This is a genomic window from Bartonella sp. P12B (genome assembly GCF_055796185.1).
This window is the reverse complement of sequence record NZ_JBTTDI010000011.1, coordinates 1-18,425: the sequence shown is the minus strand read 5'-3', so window position 1 is coordinate 18,425 and position 18,425 is coordinate 1. Positions and strand designations below refer to the sequence as shown.

Here is an 18,425-nt window from a genome sequence, read left to right as displayed (position 1 = left end):
TTAAGAGAAAAACTTCTCTGTCTTTCATTGTGTTATTTCTTGAAGGGGATCAACATTAAAATCAAACCCTTGCCCCCACAAATCATATTGATCACGGGGCAGATCTACGTAAGGTTGACAGGAAAAAACGGCTGCATACACTTGTCTTATCATAATGGCTTGCTGACTTTGTGCACCACTTAACGGATCAATAATGGGATCTCCTACAACCATTCCTTCACGATTTAGATAAAATCGCAAACGCACCACTGGGCGGTTTTTTAAATCACCCCCAAGAGCCACCAGTTTAAGTTTCTGTTGAATACATCCCCCAACAATACTGACCAGTGTTTGTGCCATTTTTGTGATATCATTGATATTTTTTCTTGCCCCCAAAGCTTCTGGTGTCGTGGAACGTTTTGCCCCCCCTCCTTGCGTACGTACACGATTAAGCAGATTATTTTCTTCCATTGCCAAAATATCTTCAATGGATTTTTCCCTTCGTTGATGACTTTTCTTTTTCTCTTCTTTCACATTGTGTGGAGCAGATTTTTCATCAGACTTCGGTTTAAAATGAGGAAGAGGAAATGTATCTGGCAGCGTAATTTGAGGTGTTTTTGGGCGATCTACAGTTTGTTCTATAGAGTCCTTGGGTATTGCTGGAGCTGGTTCTTGTGGCAAGGTTATCTTTTCATTTTTGTGCACCTCCACAGGCGCCTCAGGCATAGCTTTTGGCTCATTCTCCTGAGGCATCTCCACCGGCACCTCAGGCATAGCCTTTGGCTCATCCTCCTGAGGCATCTCCACAGGCGCCTCAGGCATAGCCTTTGGCTCATCCTCCTGAGGCATCTCCACAGGCACCTCAGGCATAGCCTTTGGCTCCTCCTCCTGAGGCATCTCCACAGGCACCTCAGGTATAGCCCTTGGCTCATTCTCCTGAGGCATCTCCACAGGCGCCTCAGGCATAACTCTTGACGAATCCTCTTGGGCGGGCTCTGTTTTTGGCAATACTTCTGTTTTTGTTTGTGAGAATTCGTGTTCTATCAATTCTGGTGAAGGTTTTTCCGGCACGCTCGCTTCTCCTGCTGGTGGAGATGTTGTTTCAACAAGACGTGGTTTTTCATCTGGTTTAAAAGGCGCAAGACTATCTTGTTGTCCTTCTCCAAAATGAAGTGCTTCTTCCTTTTCTTGTGGTTTGGTTGTTGGTTTTATTGCTGGAATTGCCCGCACAGGAGCATCGATAGCCCCTTGTTGCGAGGAAAACTCTTGCATTAAAGGCGCAAGGGTAATCGGAATTGCTTCCAATTGTTGTGGCAAAGGGACCAAACTGATGAAATGAACACTCGCTCCACTGAGCAAAATCACATGGATTGCAAGGGACAAAGCCAAGCCTCGTTTCATACTATGATAAGAGTCTTTGTTCATCTTCCTACCTTGCGTTTTTTATTTTTAAAGACTGTTTGTTGCATTACAGACAACGTGTAACAGTTCCTCATCATCTCATTGTGCCAAACTAGCCAAAGCCACTTGTGAAAAACCTGCCCTTTGAAGATCGGCGAGCAACTTTAACACTTGTTGATATTCAACCGTTTTAGCGGCACGGACAAAAAGACGTTTATTCTTTTGAGCAGGTTCGTCCTCCAATTTTGCTTTGAGTTGTGCAATCAGTGCTTCAGCTGTTTCATAATAGTCTTGATTAATGGCGAAGCGCCCTTGCGCATCCAATGAAACCGTAAGGGGGGTGTCTTGCATTTGCACCGGCCCAGCTTGACTATGAGGCAGATCAAGGGGCACCCCGTTAACCAGAAGGGGTGCAGAGACCATAAAAATAATCAACAGCACCAGCATAACATCAACAAAGGGCGTAACATTAATCTCACTCATCAATTGACTATGCGAATGATGGCGTCTGCGTGTCTTTTTTTGAGAAGAAGCAACAGAAATTCCCATGAAACACCCCCTTAGAATGATGAATGCGATGTCAGTGTTTCATCGATACGCCGTGAGACAATTGTCGAAAATTCATCAGCAAAGTTTTCTATTTGTGTAATAATCCTCGCGCTTTCATGAACCAATTTATTATAGGCAATTACCGCTGGAATTGCGGCAAACAAACCGATCGCTGTTGCCAAAAGTGCTTCTGCAATGCCTGGTGCAACGATTGCCAATGAGGTGTTTTGAGACGCTGAAATAGAAAGAAAGGAGCTCATAATACCAATGACTGTTCCAAAAAGACCAATAAAAGGTCCCGCCGATCCAAGTGTCGCTAAAAAGCCTAATTTTGATTCTATCTTTGCACTTTCACGTCCCAGCGTGAGATCCATAGCCTTATCAATCCTACTCTGCAAACTTATCGATGTATGAAGCCCCTTTTCAAGAGATTTTTTCCATTCCACCATTGCAGCCATAAAAACTGCGGAGATACTGCTCGTGCGTCGACTTTTACATTCTGCATAAAGCTCTTCCAGCGCCTTACCTGACCAAAAGACACGTTCAAATTGTTTTATGTCACGCCGTATTCTTCGATAGGTCAAGATTTTATCAAAAATAATTGCCCAACTCCATACAGAAGCGAGCAGCAACCCAATCATAACTGCTTTAACAACGACACCCGCTTGCATAAACAAATGCAATATTCCAATCATCTCTGGATTCGTTAATTCTACATGCGGCATTCTTTTTGTCCCTCTCAATGAAAGATTCATTTGTTAAAATTGAATAAAGCAGATTGTTTTATAGTTTCTAAATTTCAGAAAAAATTTTTATTGTCTCTTCAATCAAAGTGCCACTATTCAATATAACCTTAATTATTGAACAGAGTACAGTTTTAAACAAGCATTGTTGAGAAAAGCTCTTTAGGCAACCGTCGTGGTTTTCCTATCTCATTAATGAGAGCAATTTCAACCTTTGCTGTAACCAACAAAACATCATCACGCAGAAGGACCTGTTCCATAAAAAAGCGTGCCCCCTGACGGCGATTGATCCGTGTTTTAATGGTTAAAAGATTATCGATTTGCGCCGGTCGTAAAAAATTGATTTCCATATGACGGACGACAAAGAACAGTTTTTCCCCCTCAATCCCTGCTGCTAACATCTTGCTATTAAAACCTGTCTCTCGTAGAAATTCTGAACGTCCTCGTTCAAAAAACTCCAAATAGCGTGCATGATAAACCACGCCAGAAAAATCTGTATCAGCAACATACACGCGGACCTGAAAATCCTGAAAAGGATTTGTATGATCATTTGTAAAAGAAGATATTTCTATCATTTGCACCATCCCATTCTTTTGAAGAGTAAATTTTCTTTATATCGCCAATTGACTGTATTTTTGTGTTAAAATCGTGAAAGTGAAAGCACAAAATTCTTAAAAGTTCCAAGCTTATTCTCTCAACATTCTCTCACAGGCCATAGACAGACAAGAGCGTGTTCTTTATGAGAAACACTTGACTTTTTACAACGGGATGTTTTAGTCCTCTTCTTCATCCCACAAGGTTTTTTGCAGTGCTGGATTATTGTGTCTATCAGACAATTGAGAGCGTTTTTGTGTTGACGGTGTAGAAACCGGAGCAGACAATCCTAAATGACCCCAAGCTTGTTGCGTCAGGATTCGCCCTCGCGCTGTACGTTGAATAAACCCCTGTTGGAGCAGATAGGGTTCAATAATATCTTCAATAGCGTCCCGCGGTTCTGAGAGAGCCGCAGCGATCGTTTCAATGCCCACCGGACCACCTAAAAAAGTTTCCGCAATCAGCAGCAAATAGCGACGATCAAGCGGATCGAGCCCCAAATAATCAACTTCAAGACGAGACAGCGCTTCATCAGCCACGTGACGATCAATTTCCCCCGCTCCTTTCACCAGAGCAAAGTCACAAACTCGCCGCAACAACCGCCCAGCGATACGGGGTGTCCCCCGTGCACGACGGGCAATTTCATGGGCACCATCATCACTAATCTTTACGGTAAAAAGCCGTGCATTGCGTTTAACGATATATTCCAATTCCTCTATAGTATAAAAATTGAGACGAATTGGGATACCGAAACGATCGCGTAATGGAGTGGTTAACAGCCCCAAACGGGTTGTTGCAGCCACCAAGGTAAATTTAGCAAGATCAATTTTAACCGAACGAGCAGCTGGTCCTTCACCAATGATAAGATCCAGTTGATAATCTTCCATAGCTGGATAAAGAATTTCTTCAATTGCCGGACTTAAACGATGAATTTCATCAATAAAAAGGACATCACGTTCTTCTAGATTGGTCAAAAGAGCCGCCAAATCTCCTGCTTTAGCAATCACCGGCCCTGAGGTAGAGCGAAAATTAACGCCCAATTCTTTAGCCATAATTTGTGAAAGGGTTGTTTTTCCCAATCCTGGAGGACCAACAAACAGAACATGGTCGAGCGCTTCTTGGCGAGCCTTTGCTGCTTCGATAAAGATTTTCAAATTGGCCCGTGCCGCTTCCTGACCAATAAAGTCATCGAGCACTTGTGGTCTTAAGGAACGATCTGGATCGTTAGGAAGGGGGATAGCCCCCAAAAGGCGTTGATCTTGATCTTTATGCATTGTTACCTTTTACTCAAGAGGAAGGAGAAAGCAGTTTAAGGCTATGGCGAATAAGCACAGCAGAGGAAACATCTTCCCCTTCAAGAGCCTTCCTTGCTGAAGCAAGAGCACGGGCTGCTTGATCGCGATCAAAACCGAGATTAATCAAAGCAGAGAGTGCTTCATTGGTTGGTTGGTGAGCCCTTTCCAAGTGAGGAATAGGAGCAGAATGGAAAGTATTATCATTGAAGGGAAGAGCCTTACTTTTAAGTTCACTCACAATTCTTTCACTCACTTTTTTACCAACGCCAGGAGCGCGACTAATCATAGCAATATCACTTAATGCAATTGCTTGTGCGAGTTCATCGGGTGATAAAGTTCCCAAAATTGCCAAAGCAACCTTTGCCCCCACACCCGGAACATTTTGCAACAAGCAAAACCACTCTTGTTCCGCTCTTGTAGAAAAACCAAACAGACGAATTGCTTCTTCACGCACATGGGTTTCGATAAAGAGACTGATACTCTCACCAAGAGCTGGTAAAGCAGGACGCAATCGATTTGATACAAAAACAACATAGCCCACACCCTGAACATTGACAAGGATATGATCTTCAAAGATATGTTCAAGGATCCCTTTTAATTTACCAATCACACTCTAACCCCTATCATACCATAATCCGTAAACGATGCGAGAGACTTCCACGATGCACCCTATGGCAAAGCGCAAGAGCATCAGCCACATCATTGCACGCAAATTCAGCACGAGGAAGCAGAATTTTCACCACCATAACGCCCATCATAAGGCAAGCATCAAAAAGACCTTTGCATTCACCAATCATGCCCCAACCTCCATCATGCTGTAACTCTCAAACGATGCGAGAAACTCCCACGATGCACCCTATGGCAAAGCGCAAGAGCATCAGCCACATCATTGCACGCAAATTCAGCACGCGGAAACAGAGTTTTCACCACCATAACGCCCATCATAAGGCAAGCATCAAAAAGACCTTTGCATTCACCAATCATACCCCAACCTCCATCATGCTGTAACTCTCAAACGATGCGAGAAACTCCCACGATGCACCCTATGGCAAAGCGCAAGAGCATCAGCCACATCATTGCACGCAAATTCAGCACGCGGAAGCAGAATTTTCACCACCATAACGCCCATCATAAGGCAAGCATCAAAAAGACCTTTGCATTCACCAATCATGCCCCAACCTCCATCATGCGGAGGTCCGTAAACGATGCGAGAGGCTTCCACGATGCATACTATGGCAAAGCGCAAGAGCAAGAGCATCAGCCGCATCATTGCTGTCAAATTCAGCACGAGGAAGCAGAATTTTCACCATCATATGAATTTGTTCTTTAGCACCATGGCCAACACCAATAACGGATTTTTTTACCTTATTTGGAGCATATTCAAAAACCGGCAGATTTGCTTGTGCTGGCACGAGCAGAGCAACAGCGCGCGCCTGTCCAAGTTTTAAAGTTGCCGTCGCATCTTTATTAACAAACACGTGTTCCACGGCGGCTTCATGGGGCATAAATTGATGGACAATCTCTGAAAGTCCCTTATGAAGCTGGCAGAGTCTAGAAGCAAGATCACACCGCACATGAGAAGAAACCGTCCCCGCTGCGATGAATTGCAGACGATTTCCCAACAGATCGATGACGCCCCATCCTGTATGCCGTAGTCCGGGATCAATACCTATAATACGAATCGTCTCTGCCATAAGTTGCGACTTTATACAGTTTTTCCGTGTTTGAACAGAGGTCCTCAAAACAAAGAGAAAATCGAAAAAATACGGTTTTCTTTAGCGATACACAAAGCCCCCATAGTCACAAGACCCTACAGACACAAAAGACCCCATAGGCGCCTGTCAACACTCCACAGGTGCCCTTAACAAAGCAAGCTCTCCTGCTTCAAGGCGAATTATTTCCACCATAAGTTCCAAATCTCTCTCTTTTCCCCCATGGAAACAAAGAGCCCCCATGGAAACAAAGGGAAAGAAACGGAAAGATCAACAAAACAGGGTAAAGCTCTATCCTTGAACAGAGGTGCACAAAACAAATAGGAAATCAAAAAACACGCTTTCTTGAGCGATGCACATACCCCCCCATAGGCGCCTTTTAAAACCCCACCAGTACCTTTCAATAAAGGAAGCAACCAGATTTTCTTATAAATTGTTTCTACTCTTAAATTCCAATTCTGTATACTTTCCACGAAAAGCAGCCCCCCAAGAAAACACCATGTGTTGCACATTCACACACTTTTCCAAAAAAAACATCTCTTAAAGAGAGCACCCAAACCCATTTCGCGGTAGCACCTGTAAAGGGTATGCGAATAAATCCACTGTAAATCGATTATGCACTACCATTTTATACTTTGATGGCACAATCCAGCAGCAGCATTCCATTGACCATCCCTGAAATGTTGCGAAAGCTCTCGCATGAAGAGGATTCATAAGAGGCATTTTTACTTTTTTCTCAAATGATTTCATTCACACGTTCATCCCACTTGTAACATGCAAGGGGATGGTTTCGTGTGATTCAACATAAAACAGATTTGAAATGAGAGCATTTTAAGGTATTTAAGGGCTCTCATTCAACAGGAAAAGTGATAAATTATCATTATAAACCAACATCTTATTACACAAAAAAGAGGTTAGGCAGCAAAGTGAACAAAGGAACGTCCCAATAAATATAAAGAGAGGGAATGTATTTCGAAAGCCAAGCGTAACGCTGAAAATAGAACCCCTCGTGACAAAACGATACATTACAGAAACTTTTTCACTTTTATTGTAAATCCTGTGAAATTCCTTTATGACTAAAAAGGTCGTTTTGGTCGTATACGCAACGGTCAATAGAGTGTTGGAAGCTCTAAGCTCCAACATAAAATTTCCCCCGCTTTGCGGGTGTCCCGGGATTCCGGGAGATTTTGCTATGTCCAGGTGCTTTTAGCACTAAAAGCAAAAGGCTGATCGAGGTCAGTGTTTTAGACTCCCGGAATACCAATGCGAGGGCGCTCGCAACCGGTGGGGGCATAAAATGCAAACCAAAAACCTTTTTCGCGACATTTTTATCGGCAAAAAAATCCGCTTCAGAAGAAAAATATTAAAAATGTCTCAGAAAGAACTAGGACACTCTTTAAATCTAAGCGCGCAACAAATTCAAAAATATGAAACCGGCCTCAATCGTGTAAGCGCTGGGCGCTTAAAAGAAATTGCCAATATTCTCAACGTACCCCTTTCCTTTTTTTACGCTGATCTCTTAACGAAGCAAGAACCCCCATACCATCATGATGAGATCATCTCGAGCAAAGAAGAATATCTGCTTTTAAAAAGCTTCAGAGTGCTGAACTCTGTAAAGCAAAAAGCAATTTTACAGCTCATCTCTGATCAGAAATAAAATCTTGAAGACGCAAGATCAATGCACAAAAAGACCGCTGTTTTCTCATCCTCTTCGATTGGATAAGCAGCGCAGTACCTCTCTCTTGAGAAGTCGCTCTCATGACAAAACCATACAGAACAGAAACTTTTTCATTTTTATTGTAAATCCTTTGAAATTCCTTTATGACTAAAAAGGTAGTTTTGGTCGCCTACGCAACGACCAATACGGGTTTGAAAGCCCGAAACCCTAGCGTAAAAATGGACCCACTTTGTGGGTATCCCGGGATTCCGGGAGTTTTTGCTATGTCCAGGTGCTGTCAAGCACTAAAAGCAAAAAGCTGACTAGGGTTCAGTTCTTTCAACTCCCGGAATACCAATGCGAGGGCGCTCGCACCCGGTGGGGGAATGAAATGCAAACCAAAGACCTTCTTAACGACATTTTTATCGGCAAAAAAATCCGCTTTAAGCGAAAAATGTTAAAAATGTCTCAAAAAGAATTGGGGCAATCTTTAAATCTAAGCGCGCAACAAATTCAAAAATATGAAACCGGCCTCAATCGTGTAAGCGCTGGGCGCTTAAAAGAAATTGCCAATATTCTCAACGTACCCCTTTCCTTTTTTTACGCTGATCTCTTAACGAAGCAAGAACCCCCATACCATCATGATGAGATCATCTCGAGCAAAGAAGAATATCTGCTTTTAAAAAGCTTCAGAGTGCTGAACTCTGTAAAGCAAAAAGCAATTTTACAGCTCATCTCTGATCAGAAATAAAATCTTGAAGACGCAAGATCAATGCACAAAAAGACCGCTGTTTTCTCATCCTCTTCGATTGGATAAGCAGCGCAGTACCTCTCTCTTGAGAAGTCGCTCTCATGACAAAACCATACAGAACAGAAACTTTTTCATTTTTATTGTAAATCCTTTGAAATTCCTTTATGACTAAAAAGGTCATTTTGGTCGTATACGCAACGATCAATAGAGTGTTGGAAGCTCTAAGACTCAAACATAAAAATTGATCCCGCTTTGCGGGTGTCCCGGGATTCCGGGAGCTTTTGCTATGTCCAGGTGCTTATCAAGCACTAAAAGCAAAAGGCTGATTTGAGTTCAGTGCTTCCAACCTCCCGGAATACCAACGCGAGGGCGCTCGCACCCGGTGGGGGCATGAAATGCAAACCAAAGACCTTTTTCGCGACATTTTTATCGGCAAAAAAATCCGTTTTAGGCGAAAAATGTTGAAAATGTCTCAAAAAGAATTGGGGCAATCTTTAAATCTAAGCGCGCAACAAATCCAAAAATATGAAACGGGCCTCAATCGTGTAAGCGCTGGTCGTTTGCAGGAAATTGCTGAGAAGCTCAATGTGCCTCTGTCCTTTTTTTACGCTGAGATCTTAACGAAGCAAGAACCCCCATACCATCATGATGAGATCATCTCGAGCAAAGAAGAATATCTGCTTTTAAAAAGCTTCAGAGTTCTGAATTCTGTAAAACAAAGAGCAATTTTACAGCTCATCTCTGATCAGAAATAAAATCTTGAAGAAGCAAGATCAACACGCAAAAAGACCGCTGTTTTCTCATCCTCTTCGATTGGATAAGCAGCGCAGCGCCTCTCATGTAAGAAGTCGCTCTCATGACAAAACTCTACAGGACAGAAACTTTTTCATTTTTATTGTAAATCCCCTAAAAGTACTTTATTATTTAACCATGTGATTTTGATCGAATACGCAACGATCAATAGGGCCTTGAAAACCCTAAAATCCGAGCACGAAAATAAACCCATTACCATGGGTATCCCGGGATTCCGGGAGATTTTGCTATGTCCAGGTGCTTATCAAGCACTAAAAGCAAAAGGGCTGACTCGGATTCAGTGTTTTCAAGCTCCCGGAATACCAACGCGAGGGCGCTCGCAACCGGTGGGGGGCATGAAATGCAAACCAAAGACCTTTTTCACGACATTTGTATCGGCAAAAAAATCCGCTTTAAGCGAAAAATGTTAAAAATGTCTCAGAAAGAACTAGGAAACCACTTAAGGATAAGCGCGCAACAAATCCAAAAATATGAAACAGGTCTCAATCGTGTAAGCGCTGGGCGCTTAAAAGAAATTGCCAATATTCTCAACGTACCCCTGTCCTTTTTTTACGCTGATCTCTTAACAAAGCAACAGCCCCCATACCATCATGATGAAATCATCTCGAGCAAAGAGGAATATCTGCTTTTAAAAAGCTTCAGAGTTCTGAATTCTGTAAAGCAAAGAGCAATTTTACAGCTCATCTCTGATCAGAAATAAAATCTTGAAGAGGCAAGATCAATGCACAAAAGTGCTACTGCTTTTCTCACAAGTTTTGATGTGATGCGAAATACAAAAAACGCGGTACAAAATTTTCTAAGAACTAAGAACGGCGAAATGCTGTTTTAAGCAATTCGATTTGTTTTCCTACTGGATTATCTTCTTCTACGATATGGGGAAGTTCACCCTCTTTATCGGCACGCATATATTGCATACGCGCTTCGAGACGCAGTGAACGAGCAACAAAATGGCGGAAAACTTCTGGCAACTCTTGCCAATGGGCACTTTCCAATTCCAGTGTCGGTGTATGAAGCGAGACTTTTGCAATTTCTTTCTGTATTTGTTCTGCTGTCATTTCCCCTTCGCGTTCGGCCCGAAGAAGGAGCAGCTGAGAGGCAATTTGCATCAACCGTGTACTGAGAAACATTGCTTCTTTTGCATAGAGTGCAGAAATTTCAGCTGAAAGAGACCGTGCAGCAAATTTTCCTTCTGTATCAATATAAGTTGCCGTTTCTTCGATCAATGTCATCGTCTCCTCATAGAGACGATTAAAGGCATTTTCGAAAGCACTATGCTCAATCATAATAATGGGTTCATCATCGGAATGTTTGTGTGCACTCACGCTTTACATACTCCAAATATCAGCACAAAGAATTATGAGACTCAACGAAATAAGAATGAAAAAGTTTCTTTTGTTGCTGTTGTAAATCGTTTGTCTAGAGTACCTCTTTTGCCCCCCTTGCGCAATAAACTTCTTAAGCTAAGGTTAACGCCCCCTCTTATCGCGTTACAGCCGGATCGGTTTCCTTAGCAAAGAACTGCTGGAGGGAATAACGTTTCTCATAATAATAGGCGACCCCCAATTGCACCATAATACCGCTTATAATGAGCAGTGTATCGGAAAAAAACGTTCCTGTCATCCCTGTTTTTAAAATTTGTCCAACCATAGCAAAAACAGTACCTGTCACGAAGACAGGAAGGCTGTGTTTTCCTAAGATCGCTAAAGGATTTTGAGGAGAGACCTGAAAGCATTGACTAAAGCGCGGCAAGCAGAGGATCAATGTCGCTAAGGCCACAACATGGAGCAGGCGCGGTAAACTTAAAAAGGTTTTATTAAAATCAATCAACGGAGAAGACCAACCAAACCACCCCAAAACGCCCCACCAATTGAAACGCACCCAGAACAGTGAAAGCAAAAGATATGCGGCGGAAAGAACAATCCAAAAGGGCTGAAGGGGGATTTTTTTTCCCTGTTTCAAAGCCAAAGTACTCACCAAGCCTATAACAAACAACAATTGCCAAGACAAAGGGTTTAAAAACCACTTTCCCGCTAAAGGATAGGAAGGGGGAGCGATTTGATAAAATCCGCAAATGAGATAGAGCATAAACGAGCAAAAAAGCAGCAGTCCTTTTCTTTTACAGCCCCAATAAAGCAGAAAGGGTGCCGCAAGCATCAAAACAATATAGAGCGGCAGAATATTATTGTAGCCTAATTGATGCCCAAAGCTTAAGATGCTAAAAAATGCAACGAAAGGCTGTGTAAAAAAGAGTTCCATATTGTTCATCGATAACAATTTTTCGACACGCCACAATAAAAAGCCCCCAAAAAAGAGGCTCAACGTTGCAAAAGTGGTAAAAAGATAAGCTCCATAGAGTTGCAAAGCTCGGCGCCAATATTTGCGGACAATAAAGAAAAAAGACTTCTGAGAGAGGCGCGCATGAAAACTTAACCCAAGAGCAACGCCTGACAGCAAAACAAAGACTTCAGCAGAGTCAGAAAAACCAAAGTTTCTATGTGTAATATATTCGTAGACAGTCCCGGGAATATGGTTGATGAAAATTGTCAATAAAGCTAAAGAACGAAAGACATCGATGCGTGTATCGCGATAAGAAGGATGTGCCTTATGATCAAAAACGCCCTTATATCCCATCAATGGACCCCCATAAACAAGAAAGTGATCTTTTTTAGCAAAGCGCGCCTATAGGATGAAATTTTATTTTCAAAAGTCAAGTTCATTTTAAAAATCAAGGACTTTGTATGACAAAACAACAAAACCAACCGCCTCAATCTGCTCCTCAAATGCACTCTAGCTCTCAAAGGCATTCTGATCTTCAAACAGCATCGGCTTCTCAAACAGCATCTCATCCTCAATCTGCCCCTCAAACGCACTCTGATCCTCATACAGCCTCTGCTCCTCAAACGGACGTTCATCCCCAATTGGTATTGACATTAGATGTTCGACGGACTGTCGACCCTACCCTTTTGCGTCAACTTTTGCGAAGCAAACACACATCAGCCAAATCTTTTGCCTGCGTCATTCTTTATGACTCTGAGGGTGATGATGTTTTTTTACAAAAACAAGCACAACTCTATGGAGAAGATATTCAACAAACGGATACCGCCCTTCTCATTGCGGGTGACAGCCGCATTGCGAGCAGAACAAAGGCGGATGGCTTACACATAGAGGGTGATTTGAACGCTCTTGAAACCCTTGAAAATCAGAAACGGGAGCAAAAAATCATCGGTTTTGGCAATATACGCAACCGCCATAGCGCCATGCTTGCTGGAGAATCCGGTGTCGACTATCTCCTATTTGGAAAACTTGGAGCTGATAAAAAACCACACGCACACCCACGCAATCTTCAATTGGGACAATGGTGGGCAGAAATTATGGAGATCCCCGCCATTATTCAAGCAGGCAGTGACTTTGCAACTTTTGATGAAGTGTTAAACACCGCCTGTGAATTTATCGCCATTGAAGAAATCCTTTTTTCCCACAACAACCCCTTGATAATCCTTGAAATGATGGCAAAAAAATGTAAAAACCCATGACTGTGATACGGGGGAAACCTTCATAAGAAAACATGAGCAAAACAGTGGTAAAAAATCCCACTCTCACCTCTGTACTTTGTAAATGACACACACAATGATAAAAAGGGGCATAAAATGAAACACAGAGGAACACTTGAAGAGCTAAAAAACATCATTCTCAAAACTGGATATGAAATCACAGAAACGAAGCACACACACCCCTCCAATGTCCTAGTGTATCAGATAAAAACCTCCGACGAAGGAGTCATAAACTGGTATGAAAGCACCAGAAGAATCTGGCTCCAAGGTGACAAAGACACGCAGAAGAAGCTAAAAGAAGCGTTGGCTAAACATTTGCCTCACCATATAGAAGAACAATCTCTAACCGCTTCTTCAAAGACTCCTTCCAATGCCTCGCCTTCCTCTTCTCCAGAAGTTTTTATCGTCCACGGTCATGATAAGGGTTCCTTAAAAGATCTTGAAAATTTTCTTCTCAAGCTTGACCTCAAACCATACATCTTACAAAATACCAGCGGTAATGGTTTAACCATCATTGAAAATTTGAAAAAAAAATTTGTGACAGTTCTATAAGCTTTGGTATTGTACTCCTCACCCATGATGACATAGGCTATGCTAAAATTGATGATTCCCAAAAAGCACAACCTCGTGCGCGCCAGAATGTTATTCTAGAAATGGGCATGTTAATCTCCGAGCTTCCTCTTAATAAGATTGCTATTCTACAAAAAAAAGGCGTTGAAATGCCTTCAGATGTTAGTGGAGTTTACTACCTTTCTTTTAAAGAAGAGGTAAAAGACACATTTTCCAAACTTATTACGCGCTTAGAAGAAGCTGATGTACCTTATAATAAAAATAAAATTACTCACGCATTAAATTGAACTTAAATAATGCTTTCCTTTAGTTTTTAAAGCACACTTCGTTTATCGATAATTTGCTTAAAGCAAGTAATATCCAATGAACAAAACAGCGAGACTATCCCAAAAATTCCGGAGGCTCTACTTTTCTCGTTCTTTTAGATTCAACGCAAAACACATCACTTCTCTGTTTTAAGAAACTGTAAATTACAGAAACTTTTTCATTCCTATTGCAATCCCCTAAAAGTACTTTAAGGACGCTGATTAGGTGTAAGCGCGCAATAAATTCAAGAATATGCAACAGGATTAAATCATCTACATGCGGGGCGTTTGAAAGAATTTGTCTCTTAAGCATAAACTTCCATTACTCTTGAAGATAAGCATTTTTTAAACGCGTGAAGGCTGAATTCATTCCCGCTTGATTAGAAACTGATATTTTGTTACGTGTGACAAACAGCGGAATTGCTCTTAATTTAGAGGAGCTTTCCAATTTAGAAGACTTCCCAAGAGGAAGTGATAATTATTAGGGGGGATTAAAATGTTGAAATATTTAGTGTTGCCACCGCTTGTGTTGGCAGCCGGTTGTGCATCTGTTAATGGAATTTCATCCAGTTATGTTGGTCAAGGTATTAAGCCGAGTGCTGCGAAATTTATTGCTGATGATTTTGTTAAAACTATCAAATATTTACCACCAGCAACAACGACGCTTATTATAAAGAAAAACAATCCAGCAGATAACTTTACCCCCTTATTTGTCGATCTATTGCGGCGGAAAGGATACCATGTGATCTATACGGATCAACCCAAACAACAAAAAAACATGGGTATAATTTTAACTTACACGCTAACACCACAGAATGATGGACGTATATTTTCTGTTCTTTATTATGTGGAAGACGAAACAGACCGTTATTATACACGTATGTATGATAATAAATAAATCCCCTCTTCGAGGTGCAAGTTTTATTTATTTGAGACAGTAAAACTTAAAAACTGTTTTTAAAGAATAGAGATTTGCACCTCAAAAAGCTCTTCTTTTCTAGACAAACCGTTTGAGTTTCATTGGTCACTGCTCAAAAGACTTTATTCCTTAAAATGACTTTATGGACTAAGAAGTTTTTTTGATCACCTACGCTAACAACCCATGGGGCTGGTAAAGCCCCAAAGCCCCGATAGATGAATTTGCCCCGCTTTGCAAATGTCTTAAAATTCCGGGAGATTTTGCTCTGTCCAGGTGCTTATTAAGCACTAAAAGCAAAATGCTGCTCGAACCCAGTCTTTTTACTCCCGGAATACCAATGCGAGGGCGCTCGCACCAGGTTTGGAAAATGAAATGCAAGGCAAAAACCTTCTCAACAACGTTTTTATCGGCAAAAAAAAATCCGCTTCAGAAGAAAATATTAAACAAACAAGATCAACACGCAAAAGTGCCACTGCTTTTCTCATCATTTTCGCTTTGATAAACAGCGCAGCGCCTCTCTCTTGAGAAGCCGCTCTCATGACAAAACCATACAGAACAGAAACTTTTTCATTTCTATTGCAATCCCCTAAAATTACTTTATTATTTGGAAGGTGTTTTGGTCGTCTACGCAACGATCAATATGGGTTTGAAAGCCCTAGAGTCTGAACGTAAAAAAATTAATCCGTTTCACGGATTCCCGGAATTCCGGGAGATTTTGCTATGTCCAGGTGCTTTTAGCACTAAAAGCAAAATGCTGATTCAGACTTCAGTTCTTTCAACTCCCGGAATACCAATGCGAGGGCGCTCGCACCCGGTGGGGGAATGAAATGCAAGGCAAAGACCTTCTCAACGACATTTTTATCGGCAAAAAAATCCGTTTTAGGCGAAAAATGTTAAAAATGTCTCAAAAAGAATTGGGGCAATCTTTAAAGTTAAGCGCGCAACAAATTCAAAAATATGAAACAGGATTAAATCGTGTAAGCGCTGGACGCTTAAAAGAAATTGCTGAGAAGCTCAATGTGCCCCTGTCCTTTTTTTATGCTGATCTCTTAACAAAGCAAGAGCCCCCATACCATCATGATGAAATCATCTCGAGCAAAGAGGAATATCTGCTTTTAAAAAGCTTCAGAGTGCTGAACTCTGTAAAGCAAAAAGCAATTTTACAGCTCCTCTCTGATCAGAAATAAAATCTTGAAGAAGCAAGATCAACACGCAAAAGTGCCACTGCTTTTCTCACTATCTTCGATTGGATAAACAGCGCAGCGCCTCTCATGTAAAAAGTCGCTCTCATTATAAAACTCTACATTACAGAAACTTTTTCATTTTTATTGTAAATCCCCTAAAAGTACTTTATCATTCAAAGGATGTTTTGGTCGTCTACGCAACGACCAATAGGGAAAACAAGCCCGAAACCCTAGCGTAAAAATGGACCCACTTTGTGGGTAGCCCGGAATTCCGGGAGATTTTGCTATGTCCAGGTGCTGTCAAGCACTAAAAGCAAAAAGCTGACTAGGGTTCAGTACTTGTTACTCCCGGAATACCAATGCGAGGGCGCTCGCAACCGGTGGGGGAATGAAATGCAAGGCAAAGACCTTCTTAACGACGTTTTTATCGGCAAAAAAATCCGTTTTAGGCGAAAAATGTTGAAAATGTCTCAAAAAGAATTGGGGCAATCTTTAAAGTTAAGCGCGCAACAAATTCAAAAATATGAAACGGGACTCAATCGTGTAAGCGCCGGACGCTTGAAGGAAATTGCTGAGAAACTCAATGTGCCGCTGTCCTTTTTTTATGCAGATCTCTTAACAAAGCAAGAGCCCCCATACCATCATGATGAAATCATCTCGAGCAAAGAGGAATATCTGCTTTTAAAAAGCTTCAGAGTGCTGAACTCTGTAAAGCAAAAAGCAATTTTACAGCTCCTCTCTGATCAGAAATAAAATCTTGAAGAAGCAAGATCAATGCACAAAAGTGCTACCCCTTTTCTCATCCTCTTCGCTTTGATAAACAGCGCAGTACCTCTCTCTTGAGAAGTCGCTCTCATGACACAACTCTACAGGACAGAAACTTTTTCATTTCTATTGCAATCCCCTAAAATTACTTTATTATTTTGGTCGCCTACTCCCCATAATGAAGAAAAACACAATAAAATCAGTATATTAAGTGCATTTATTTTATTTGAATCCACTTAAGAATCCACACTTTTATGCATGATTCAATTGATCATTTTTTATAAACAATAGCCATCTATAAACAGAGCATAAAAAGCAAATCATGATGCCAATGTTATAACACTTGAGAGCATTCAAATGAAATGCAAAGCAGTTATCAGTCATAACAGCTCATAAATTTTACAAGACGTTTTTATCATAAATAAATCGCATTGTTAAAACGATATGCTTTTAATGATAGAATGTAAAACACGTATCAAAAGCTGTTTTGATAATACGGTTTAAAAATAAGAATCTAAATTTGGATTGTGTAATTTTAGTCACCTCAAAAATGAGGGTACTTTTTTTCATAAGTAGAGAGAAGTTAAGATACGAATATCATTGCCTATGAGAGATTTTTTAAATGAATATTTTATCATTTAAACTCATAAATAAGGCAATGACATTAATAGTTAAAACTTAACTTCTAAAACACCTTAATATTTTTAGATTATTTATAGCTTAATTGCTGTATTTTCAATATCTATATATATTACTAAAAATTATAGCATCGCCATAAATTTTAGTTTCTTTATACAGCTTGGCTCTGCCATAAACTTTAGCGTCTCCATAAACTTTAGCTTTCTCAAAGATCTGAGCTTTGCCATAAACTTTAGCATTGCCATAAACTTCAGCTTTGCCATAAATTTCAGCTTTCTCAAAGACCTGAGCATTACCATAAACACAGGCATTGCCATAAATTTTAGCTTTATCAGAGAGATTGGTATTACCAAAAACATTGGCATTATCACAAATATGGGCAGAACCATAAATTTTAGCATCGCCATCAACATATGCATTGCCATAAACACGGGTAGAACCCCCAATTTTAACATTACCAAAAACTCTAGCTGTATCAAACACTTTGGCATTGCCATGAATTGCGACGGTATCCCCGCGCCCTTTTCCAAACACCTTAGCTTTACCATAAACTTTAGCATTGTCATCAACTTTAGCATTGCCATAAATTTCAGCTTTATCAAAGACCTGAGCTTTACCATAAACTTTAGCTTCATCAAAGATTTTGGCATCCCCGTAAACTTTGGCATTCCCAAAAACAGCGGCATTAACAGATATCCAACAATCACCATCATGAGATAGATTTTTCTCTTTTTCTATCCAGCCACCCAAATCACCTGCTTTAACATCACCAAAGTCTTTAATAGCTTGAATACGATAAACTACGTGTCTTCCAATTGTCCTTATATCATCTGTAAATTTATATTTCTTTTGTATGGTTGTGAACCAAAGCATTGGGAAAAATCTCCTTAATAAAATTTTGTAGAAAAGATGTCCCCACGCTAGATAAATTCTAATCTGATTCTGATTTTTTTCTAATAGTTATCATTGAGAACGAGATGTTTTTTTTGAGAAAGCAT

General features: G+C 40.9%; 22 protein-coding genes and 3 pseudogenes. 11 read left to right on the top strand and 14 right to left on the bottom strand.

The window, feature by feature from the left end:
• Positions 1-24 precede the first annotated feature (24 nt).
• The 10 genes and pseudogenes from AC0QT1_RS06850 to ruvC form a co-directional block, all read right to left on the bottom strand.
• Positions 25-1,404 (bottom strand): cell envelope biogenesis protein TolA, encoded by a 1,380-nt coding sequence (locus tag AC0QT1_RS06850; RefSeq protein WP_473201950.1) that lies wholly within the window; start codon positions 1,402-1,404, stop codon positions 25-27.
• A gap of 75 nt (positions 1,405-1,479) precedes the next feature.
• Positions 1,480-1,929 (bottom strand): protein TolR, encoded by a 450-nt coding sequence (gene tolR / locus AC0QT1_RS06845; protein WP_473199717.1) that lies wholly within the window; start codon positions 1,927-1,929, stop codon positions 1,480-1,482.
• A gap of 11 nt (positions 1,930-1,940) precedes the next feature.
• Positions 1,941-2,654 carry a protein TolQ gene (gene tolQ, locus AC0QT1_RS06840; RefSeq protein WP_473199718.1) on the bottom strand — a complete coding sequence of 238 codons (714 nt, stop codon included), beginning with the start codon at positions 2,652-2,654 and terminating at the stop codon, positions 1,941-1,943.
• 152 nt (positions 2,655-2,806) lie between these two features.
• Positions 2,807-3,247 (bottom strand): tol-pal system-associated acyl-CoA thioesterase, encoded by a 441-nt coding sequence (gene ybgC / locus AC0QT1_RS06835; protein ID WP_473201949.1) that lies wholly within the window; start codon positions 3,245-3,247, stop codon positions 2,807-2,809.
• A gap of 198 nt (positions 3,248-3,445) precedes the next feature.
• On the bottom strand, positions 3,446-4,540 hold the full coding sequence (gene ruvB / locus AC0QT1_RS06830; protein WP_473199720.1) for a Holliday junction branch migration DNA helicase RuvB: 1,095 nt from the start codon (positions 4,538-4,540) through the stop codon (positions 3,446-3,448).
• A gap of 13 nt (positions 4,541-4,553) precedes the next feature.
• On the bottom strand, positions 4,554-5,171 hold the full coding sequence (gene ruvA / locus AC0QT1_RS06825; RefSeq protein WP_473201948.1) for a Holliday junction branch migration protein RuvA: 618 nt from the start codon (positions 5,169-5,171) through the stop codon (positions 4,554-4,556).
• Between the two features lie 13 nt (positions 5,172-5,184).
• Positions 5,185-5,307: pseudogene (locus tag AC0QT1_RS06820) on the bottom strand (crossover junction endodeoxyribonuclease RuvC); the annotation flags it as partial.
• Between the two features lie 64 nt (positions 5,308-5,371).
• Positions 5,372-5,545, bottom strand: a complete 174-nt coding sequence (locus AC0QT1_RS06815) for a hypothetical protein (RefSeq protein ID WP_473201947.1) — start codon at positions 5,543-5,545, stop codon at positions 5,372-5,374.
• Between the two features lie 13 nt (positions 5,546-5,558).
• Positions 5,559-5,681: pseudogene (locus AC0QT1_RS06810) on the bottom strand (crossover junction endodeoxyribonuclease RuvC); the annotation flags it as partial.
• 64 nt (positions 5,682-5,745) lie between these two features.
• On the bottom strand, positions 5,746-6,255 hold the full coding sequence (gene ruvC, locus AC0QT1_RS06805; protein WP_473199723.1) for a crossover junction endodeoxyribonuclease RuvC: 510 nt from the start codon (positions 6,253-6,255) through the stop codon (positions 5,746-5,748).
• Positions 6,256-7,570: 1,315 nt separating this feature from the next.
• Between ruvC and AC0QT1_RS06800 the strand changes: the two genes are divergently transcribed.
• The 4 genes from AC0QT1_RS06800 to AC0QT1_RS06785 all read left to right on the top strand — a co-directional run bounded on the left by AC0QT1_RS06800 (position 7,571) and on the right by AC0QT1_RS06785 (position 10,194).
• A complete protein-coding gene (locus AC0QT1_RS06800) occupies positions 7,571-7,930 on the top strand; it encodes a helix-turn-helix domain-containing protein (protein ID WP_473201946.1) in 360 nt (119 codons plus the stop codon).
• Positions 7,931-8,321: 391 nt separating this feature from the next.
• Entirely contained in the window at positions 8,322-8,681 is a 360-nt protein-coding gene (locus AC0QT1_RS06795) for a helix-turn-helix domain-containing protein (RefSeq protein ID WP_473201945.1), read from the top strand.
• 395 nt (positions 8,682-9,076) lie between these two features.
• Positions 9,077-9,436 (top strand): helix-turn-helix domain-containing protein, encoded by a 360-nt coding sequence (locus AC0QT1_RS06790; RefSeq protein ID WP_473201944.1) that lies wholly within the window; start codon positions 9,077-9,079, stop codon positions 9,434-9,436.
• A gap of 398 nt (positions 9,437-9,834) precedes the next feature.
• Complete coding sequence (locus AC0QT1_RS06785) at positions 9,835-10,194, top strand: helix-turn-helix domain-containing protein (RefSeq protein ID WP_473199726.1); 360 nt, start codon at positions 9,835-9,837, stop codon at positions 10,192-10,194.
• 103 nt (positions 10,195-10,297) lie between these two features.
• On the opposite strand, the gene AC0QT1_RS06780 is transcribed toward AC0QT1_RS06785, so the two are convergent.
• Together AC0QT1_RS06780 and AC0QT1_RS06775 are read right to left on the bottom strand one after the other, a co-directional pair.
• Entirely contained in the window at positions 10,298-10,816 is a 519-nt protein-coding gene (locus tag AC0QT1_RS06780; protein WP_473199727.1) for a DUF1465 family protein, read from the bottom strand.
• Between the two features lie 157 nt (positions 10,817-10,973).
• A complete protein-coding gene (locus tag AC0QT1_RS06775) occupies positions 10,974-12,125 on the bottom strand; it encodes an OpgC family protein (protein WP_473201943.1) in 1,152 nt (383 codons plus the stop codon).
• 107 nt (positions 12,126-12,232) lie between these two features.
• On the opposite strand from AC0QT1_RS06775, the gene AC0QT1_RS06770 reads away from it, so the two are divergent.
• The 5 genes and pseudogenes from AC0QT1_RS06770 (at position 12,233) to AC0QT1_RS06750 (ending at position 14,818) form a co-directional block, all read left to right on the top strand.
• Positions 12,233-13,027 (top strand): thiamine phosphate synthase, encoded by a 795-nt coding sequence (locus AC0QT1_RS06770; protein ID WP_473201942.1) that lies wholly within the window; start codon positions 12,233-12,235, stop codon positions 13,025-13,027.
• 114 nt (positions 13,028-13,141) lie between these two features.
• Positions 13,142-13,597, top strand: a complete 456-nt coding sequence (locus tag AC0QT1_RS06765; protein WP_473201941.1) for a TIR domain-containing protein — start codon at positions 13,142-13,144, stop codon at positions 13,595-13,597.
• A pseudogene (locus tag AC0QT1_RS06760) lies at positions 13,579-13,746 on the top strand (TIR domain-containing protein); the annotation flags it as partial. The gene AC0QT1_RS06765 and the pseudogene AC0QT1_RS06760, both read left to right, overlap by 19 nt.
• Before the next feature lie 18 nt (positions 13,747-13,764).
• On the top strand, positions 13,765-13,902 hold the full coding sequence (locus AC0QT1_RS06755; protein WP_473201940.1) for a hypothetical protein: 138 nt from the start codon (positions 13,765-13,767) through the stop codon (positions 13,900-13,902).
• A 514-nt stretch (positions 13,903-14,416) separates the two neighbouring features.
• Positions 14,417-14,818, top strand: coding sequence for a hypothetical protein (locus AC0QT1_RS06750; RefSeq protein WP_473201939.1), 402 nt, complete (start codon positions 14,417-14,419; stop codon positions 14,816-14,818).
• A gap of 341 nt (positions 14,819-15,159) precedes the next feature.
• On the opposite strand, the gene AC0QT1_RS06745 is transcribed toward AC0QT1_RS06750, so the two are convergent.
• On the bottom strand, positions 15,160-15,378 hold the full coding sequence (locus tag AC0QT1_RS06745) for a hypothetical protein (protein ID WP_473201938.1): 219 nt from the start codon (positions 15,376-15,378) through the stop codon (positions 15,160-15,162).
• Between the two features lie 288 nt (positions 15,379-15,666).
• Here AC0QT1_RS06745 and AC0QT1_RS06740 point away from each other — a divergent pair, with 288 nt between their 5' ends.
• On the top strand, positions 15,667-16,026 hold the full coding sequence (locus tag AC0QT1_RS06740; RefSeq protein WP_473201937.1) for a helix-turn-helix domain-containing protein: 360 nt from the start codon (positions 15,667-15,669) through the stop codon (positions 16,024-16,026).
• A 390-nt stretch (positions 16,027-16,416) separates the two neighbouring features.
• Positions 16,417-16,776, top strand: a complete 360-nt coding sequence (locus AC0QT1_RS06735) for a helix-turn-helix domain-containing protein (RefSeq protein ID WP_473201936.1) — start codon at positions 16,417-16,419, stop codon at positions 16,774-16,776.
• 747 nt (positions 16,777-17,523) lie between these two features.
• Here AC0QT1_RS06735 and AC0QT1_RS06730 read toward each other — a convergent pair.
• Positions 17,524-18,300, bottom strand: a complete 777-nt coding sequence (locus tag AC0QT1_RS06730; protein ID WP_473201935.1) for a hypothetical protein — start codon at positions 18,298-18,300, stop codon at positions 17,524-17,526.
• Between the last annotated feature and the right edge of the window lie 125 nt (positions 18,301-18,425).

Excerpts from the sequence above, each read along its gene's own strand:
- tolR (WP_473199717.1), bottom strand. The coding sequence starts at position 1,929 with ATGGGAATTTCTGTTGCTTCTTCTCAAAAAAAGACACGCAGACGCCAT.
- AC0QT1_RS06730 (WP_473201935.1), bottom strand. The coding sequence starts at position 18,300 with ATGCTTTGGTTCACAACCATACAAAAGAAATATAAATTTACAGATGAT.
- AC0QT1_RS06775 (WP_473201943.1), bottom strand. The coding sequence starts at position 12,125 with ATGGGATATAAGGGCGTTTTTGATCATAAGGCACATCCTTCTTATCGC.
- AC0QT1_RS06755 (WP_473201940.1), top strand. The coding sequence starts at position 13,765 with ATGCCTTCAGATGTTAGTGGAGTTTACTACCTTTCTTTTAAAGAAGAG.
- AC0QT1_RS06850 (WP_473201950.1), bottom strand. The coding sequence starts at position 1,404 with ATGAACAAAGACTCTTATCATAGTATGAAACGAGGCTTGGCTTTGTCC.
- ybgC (WP_473201949.1), bottom strand. The coding sequence starts at position 3,247 with ATGATAGAAATATCTTCTTTTACAAATGATCATACAAATCCTTTTCAG.
- AC0QT1_RS06800 (WP_473201946.1), top strand. The coding sequence starts at position 7,571 with ATGCAAACCAAAAACCTTTTTCGCGACATTTTTATCGGCAAAAAAATC.
- AC0QT1_RS06735 (WP_473201936.1), top strand. The coding sequence starts at position 16,417 with ATGCAAGGCAAAGACCTTCTTAACGACGTTTTTATCGGCAAAAAAATC.
- AC0QT1_RS06745 (WP_473201938.1), bottom strand. The coding sequence starts at position 15,378 with ATGAGAGCGGCTTCTCAAGAGAGAGGCGCTGCGCTGTTTATCAAAGCG.
- tolQ (WP_473199718.1), bottom strand. The coding sequence starts at position 2,654 with ATGCCGCATGTAGAATTAACGAATCCAGAGATGATTGGAATATTGCAT.
- AC0QT1_RS06740 (WP_473201937.1), top strand. The coding sequence starts at position 15,667 with ATGCAAGGCAAAGACCTTCTCAACGACATTTTTATCGGCAAAAAAATC.
- AC0QT1_RS06785 (WP_473199726.1), top strand. The coding sequence starts at position 9,835 with ATGCAAACCAAAGACCTTTTTCACGACATTTGTATCGGCAAAAAAATC.
- AC0QT1_RS06765 (WP_473201941.1), top strand. The coding sequence starts at position 13,142 with ATGAAACACAGAGGAACACTTGAAGAGCTAAAAAACATCATTCTCAAA.
- ruvB (WP_473199720.1), bottom strand. The coding sequence starts at position 4,540 with ATGCATAAAGATCAAGATCAACGCCTTTTGGGGGCTATCCCCCTTCCT.
- AC0QT1_RS06815 (WP_473201947.1), bottom strand. The coding sequence starts at position 5,545 with ATGATTGGTGAATGCAAAGGTCTTTTTGATGCTTGCCTTATGATGGGC.
- AC0QT1_RS06770 (WP_473201942.1), top strand. The coding sequence starts at position 12,233 with ATGACAAAACAACAAAACCAACCGCCTCAATCTGCTCCTCAAATGCAC.
- AC0QT1_RS06795 (WP_473201945.1), top strand. The coding sequence starts at position 8,322 with ATGCAAACCAAAGACCTTCTTAACGACATTTTTATCGGCAAAAAAATC.
- AC0QT1_RS06790 (WP_473201944.1), top strand. The coding sequence starts at position 9,077 with ATGCAAACCAAAGACCTTTTTCGCGACATTTTTATCGGCAAAAAAATC.
- AC0QT1_RS06750 (WP_473201939.1), top strand. The coding sequence starts at position 14,417 with ATGTTGAAATATTTAGTGTTGCCACCGCTTGTGTTGGCAGCCGGTTGT.
- ruvC (WP_473199723.1), bottom strand. The coding sequence starts at position 6,255 with ATGGCAGAGACGATTCGTATTATAGGTATTGATCCCGGACTACGGCAT.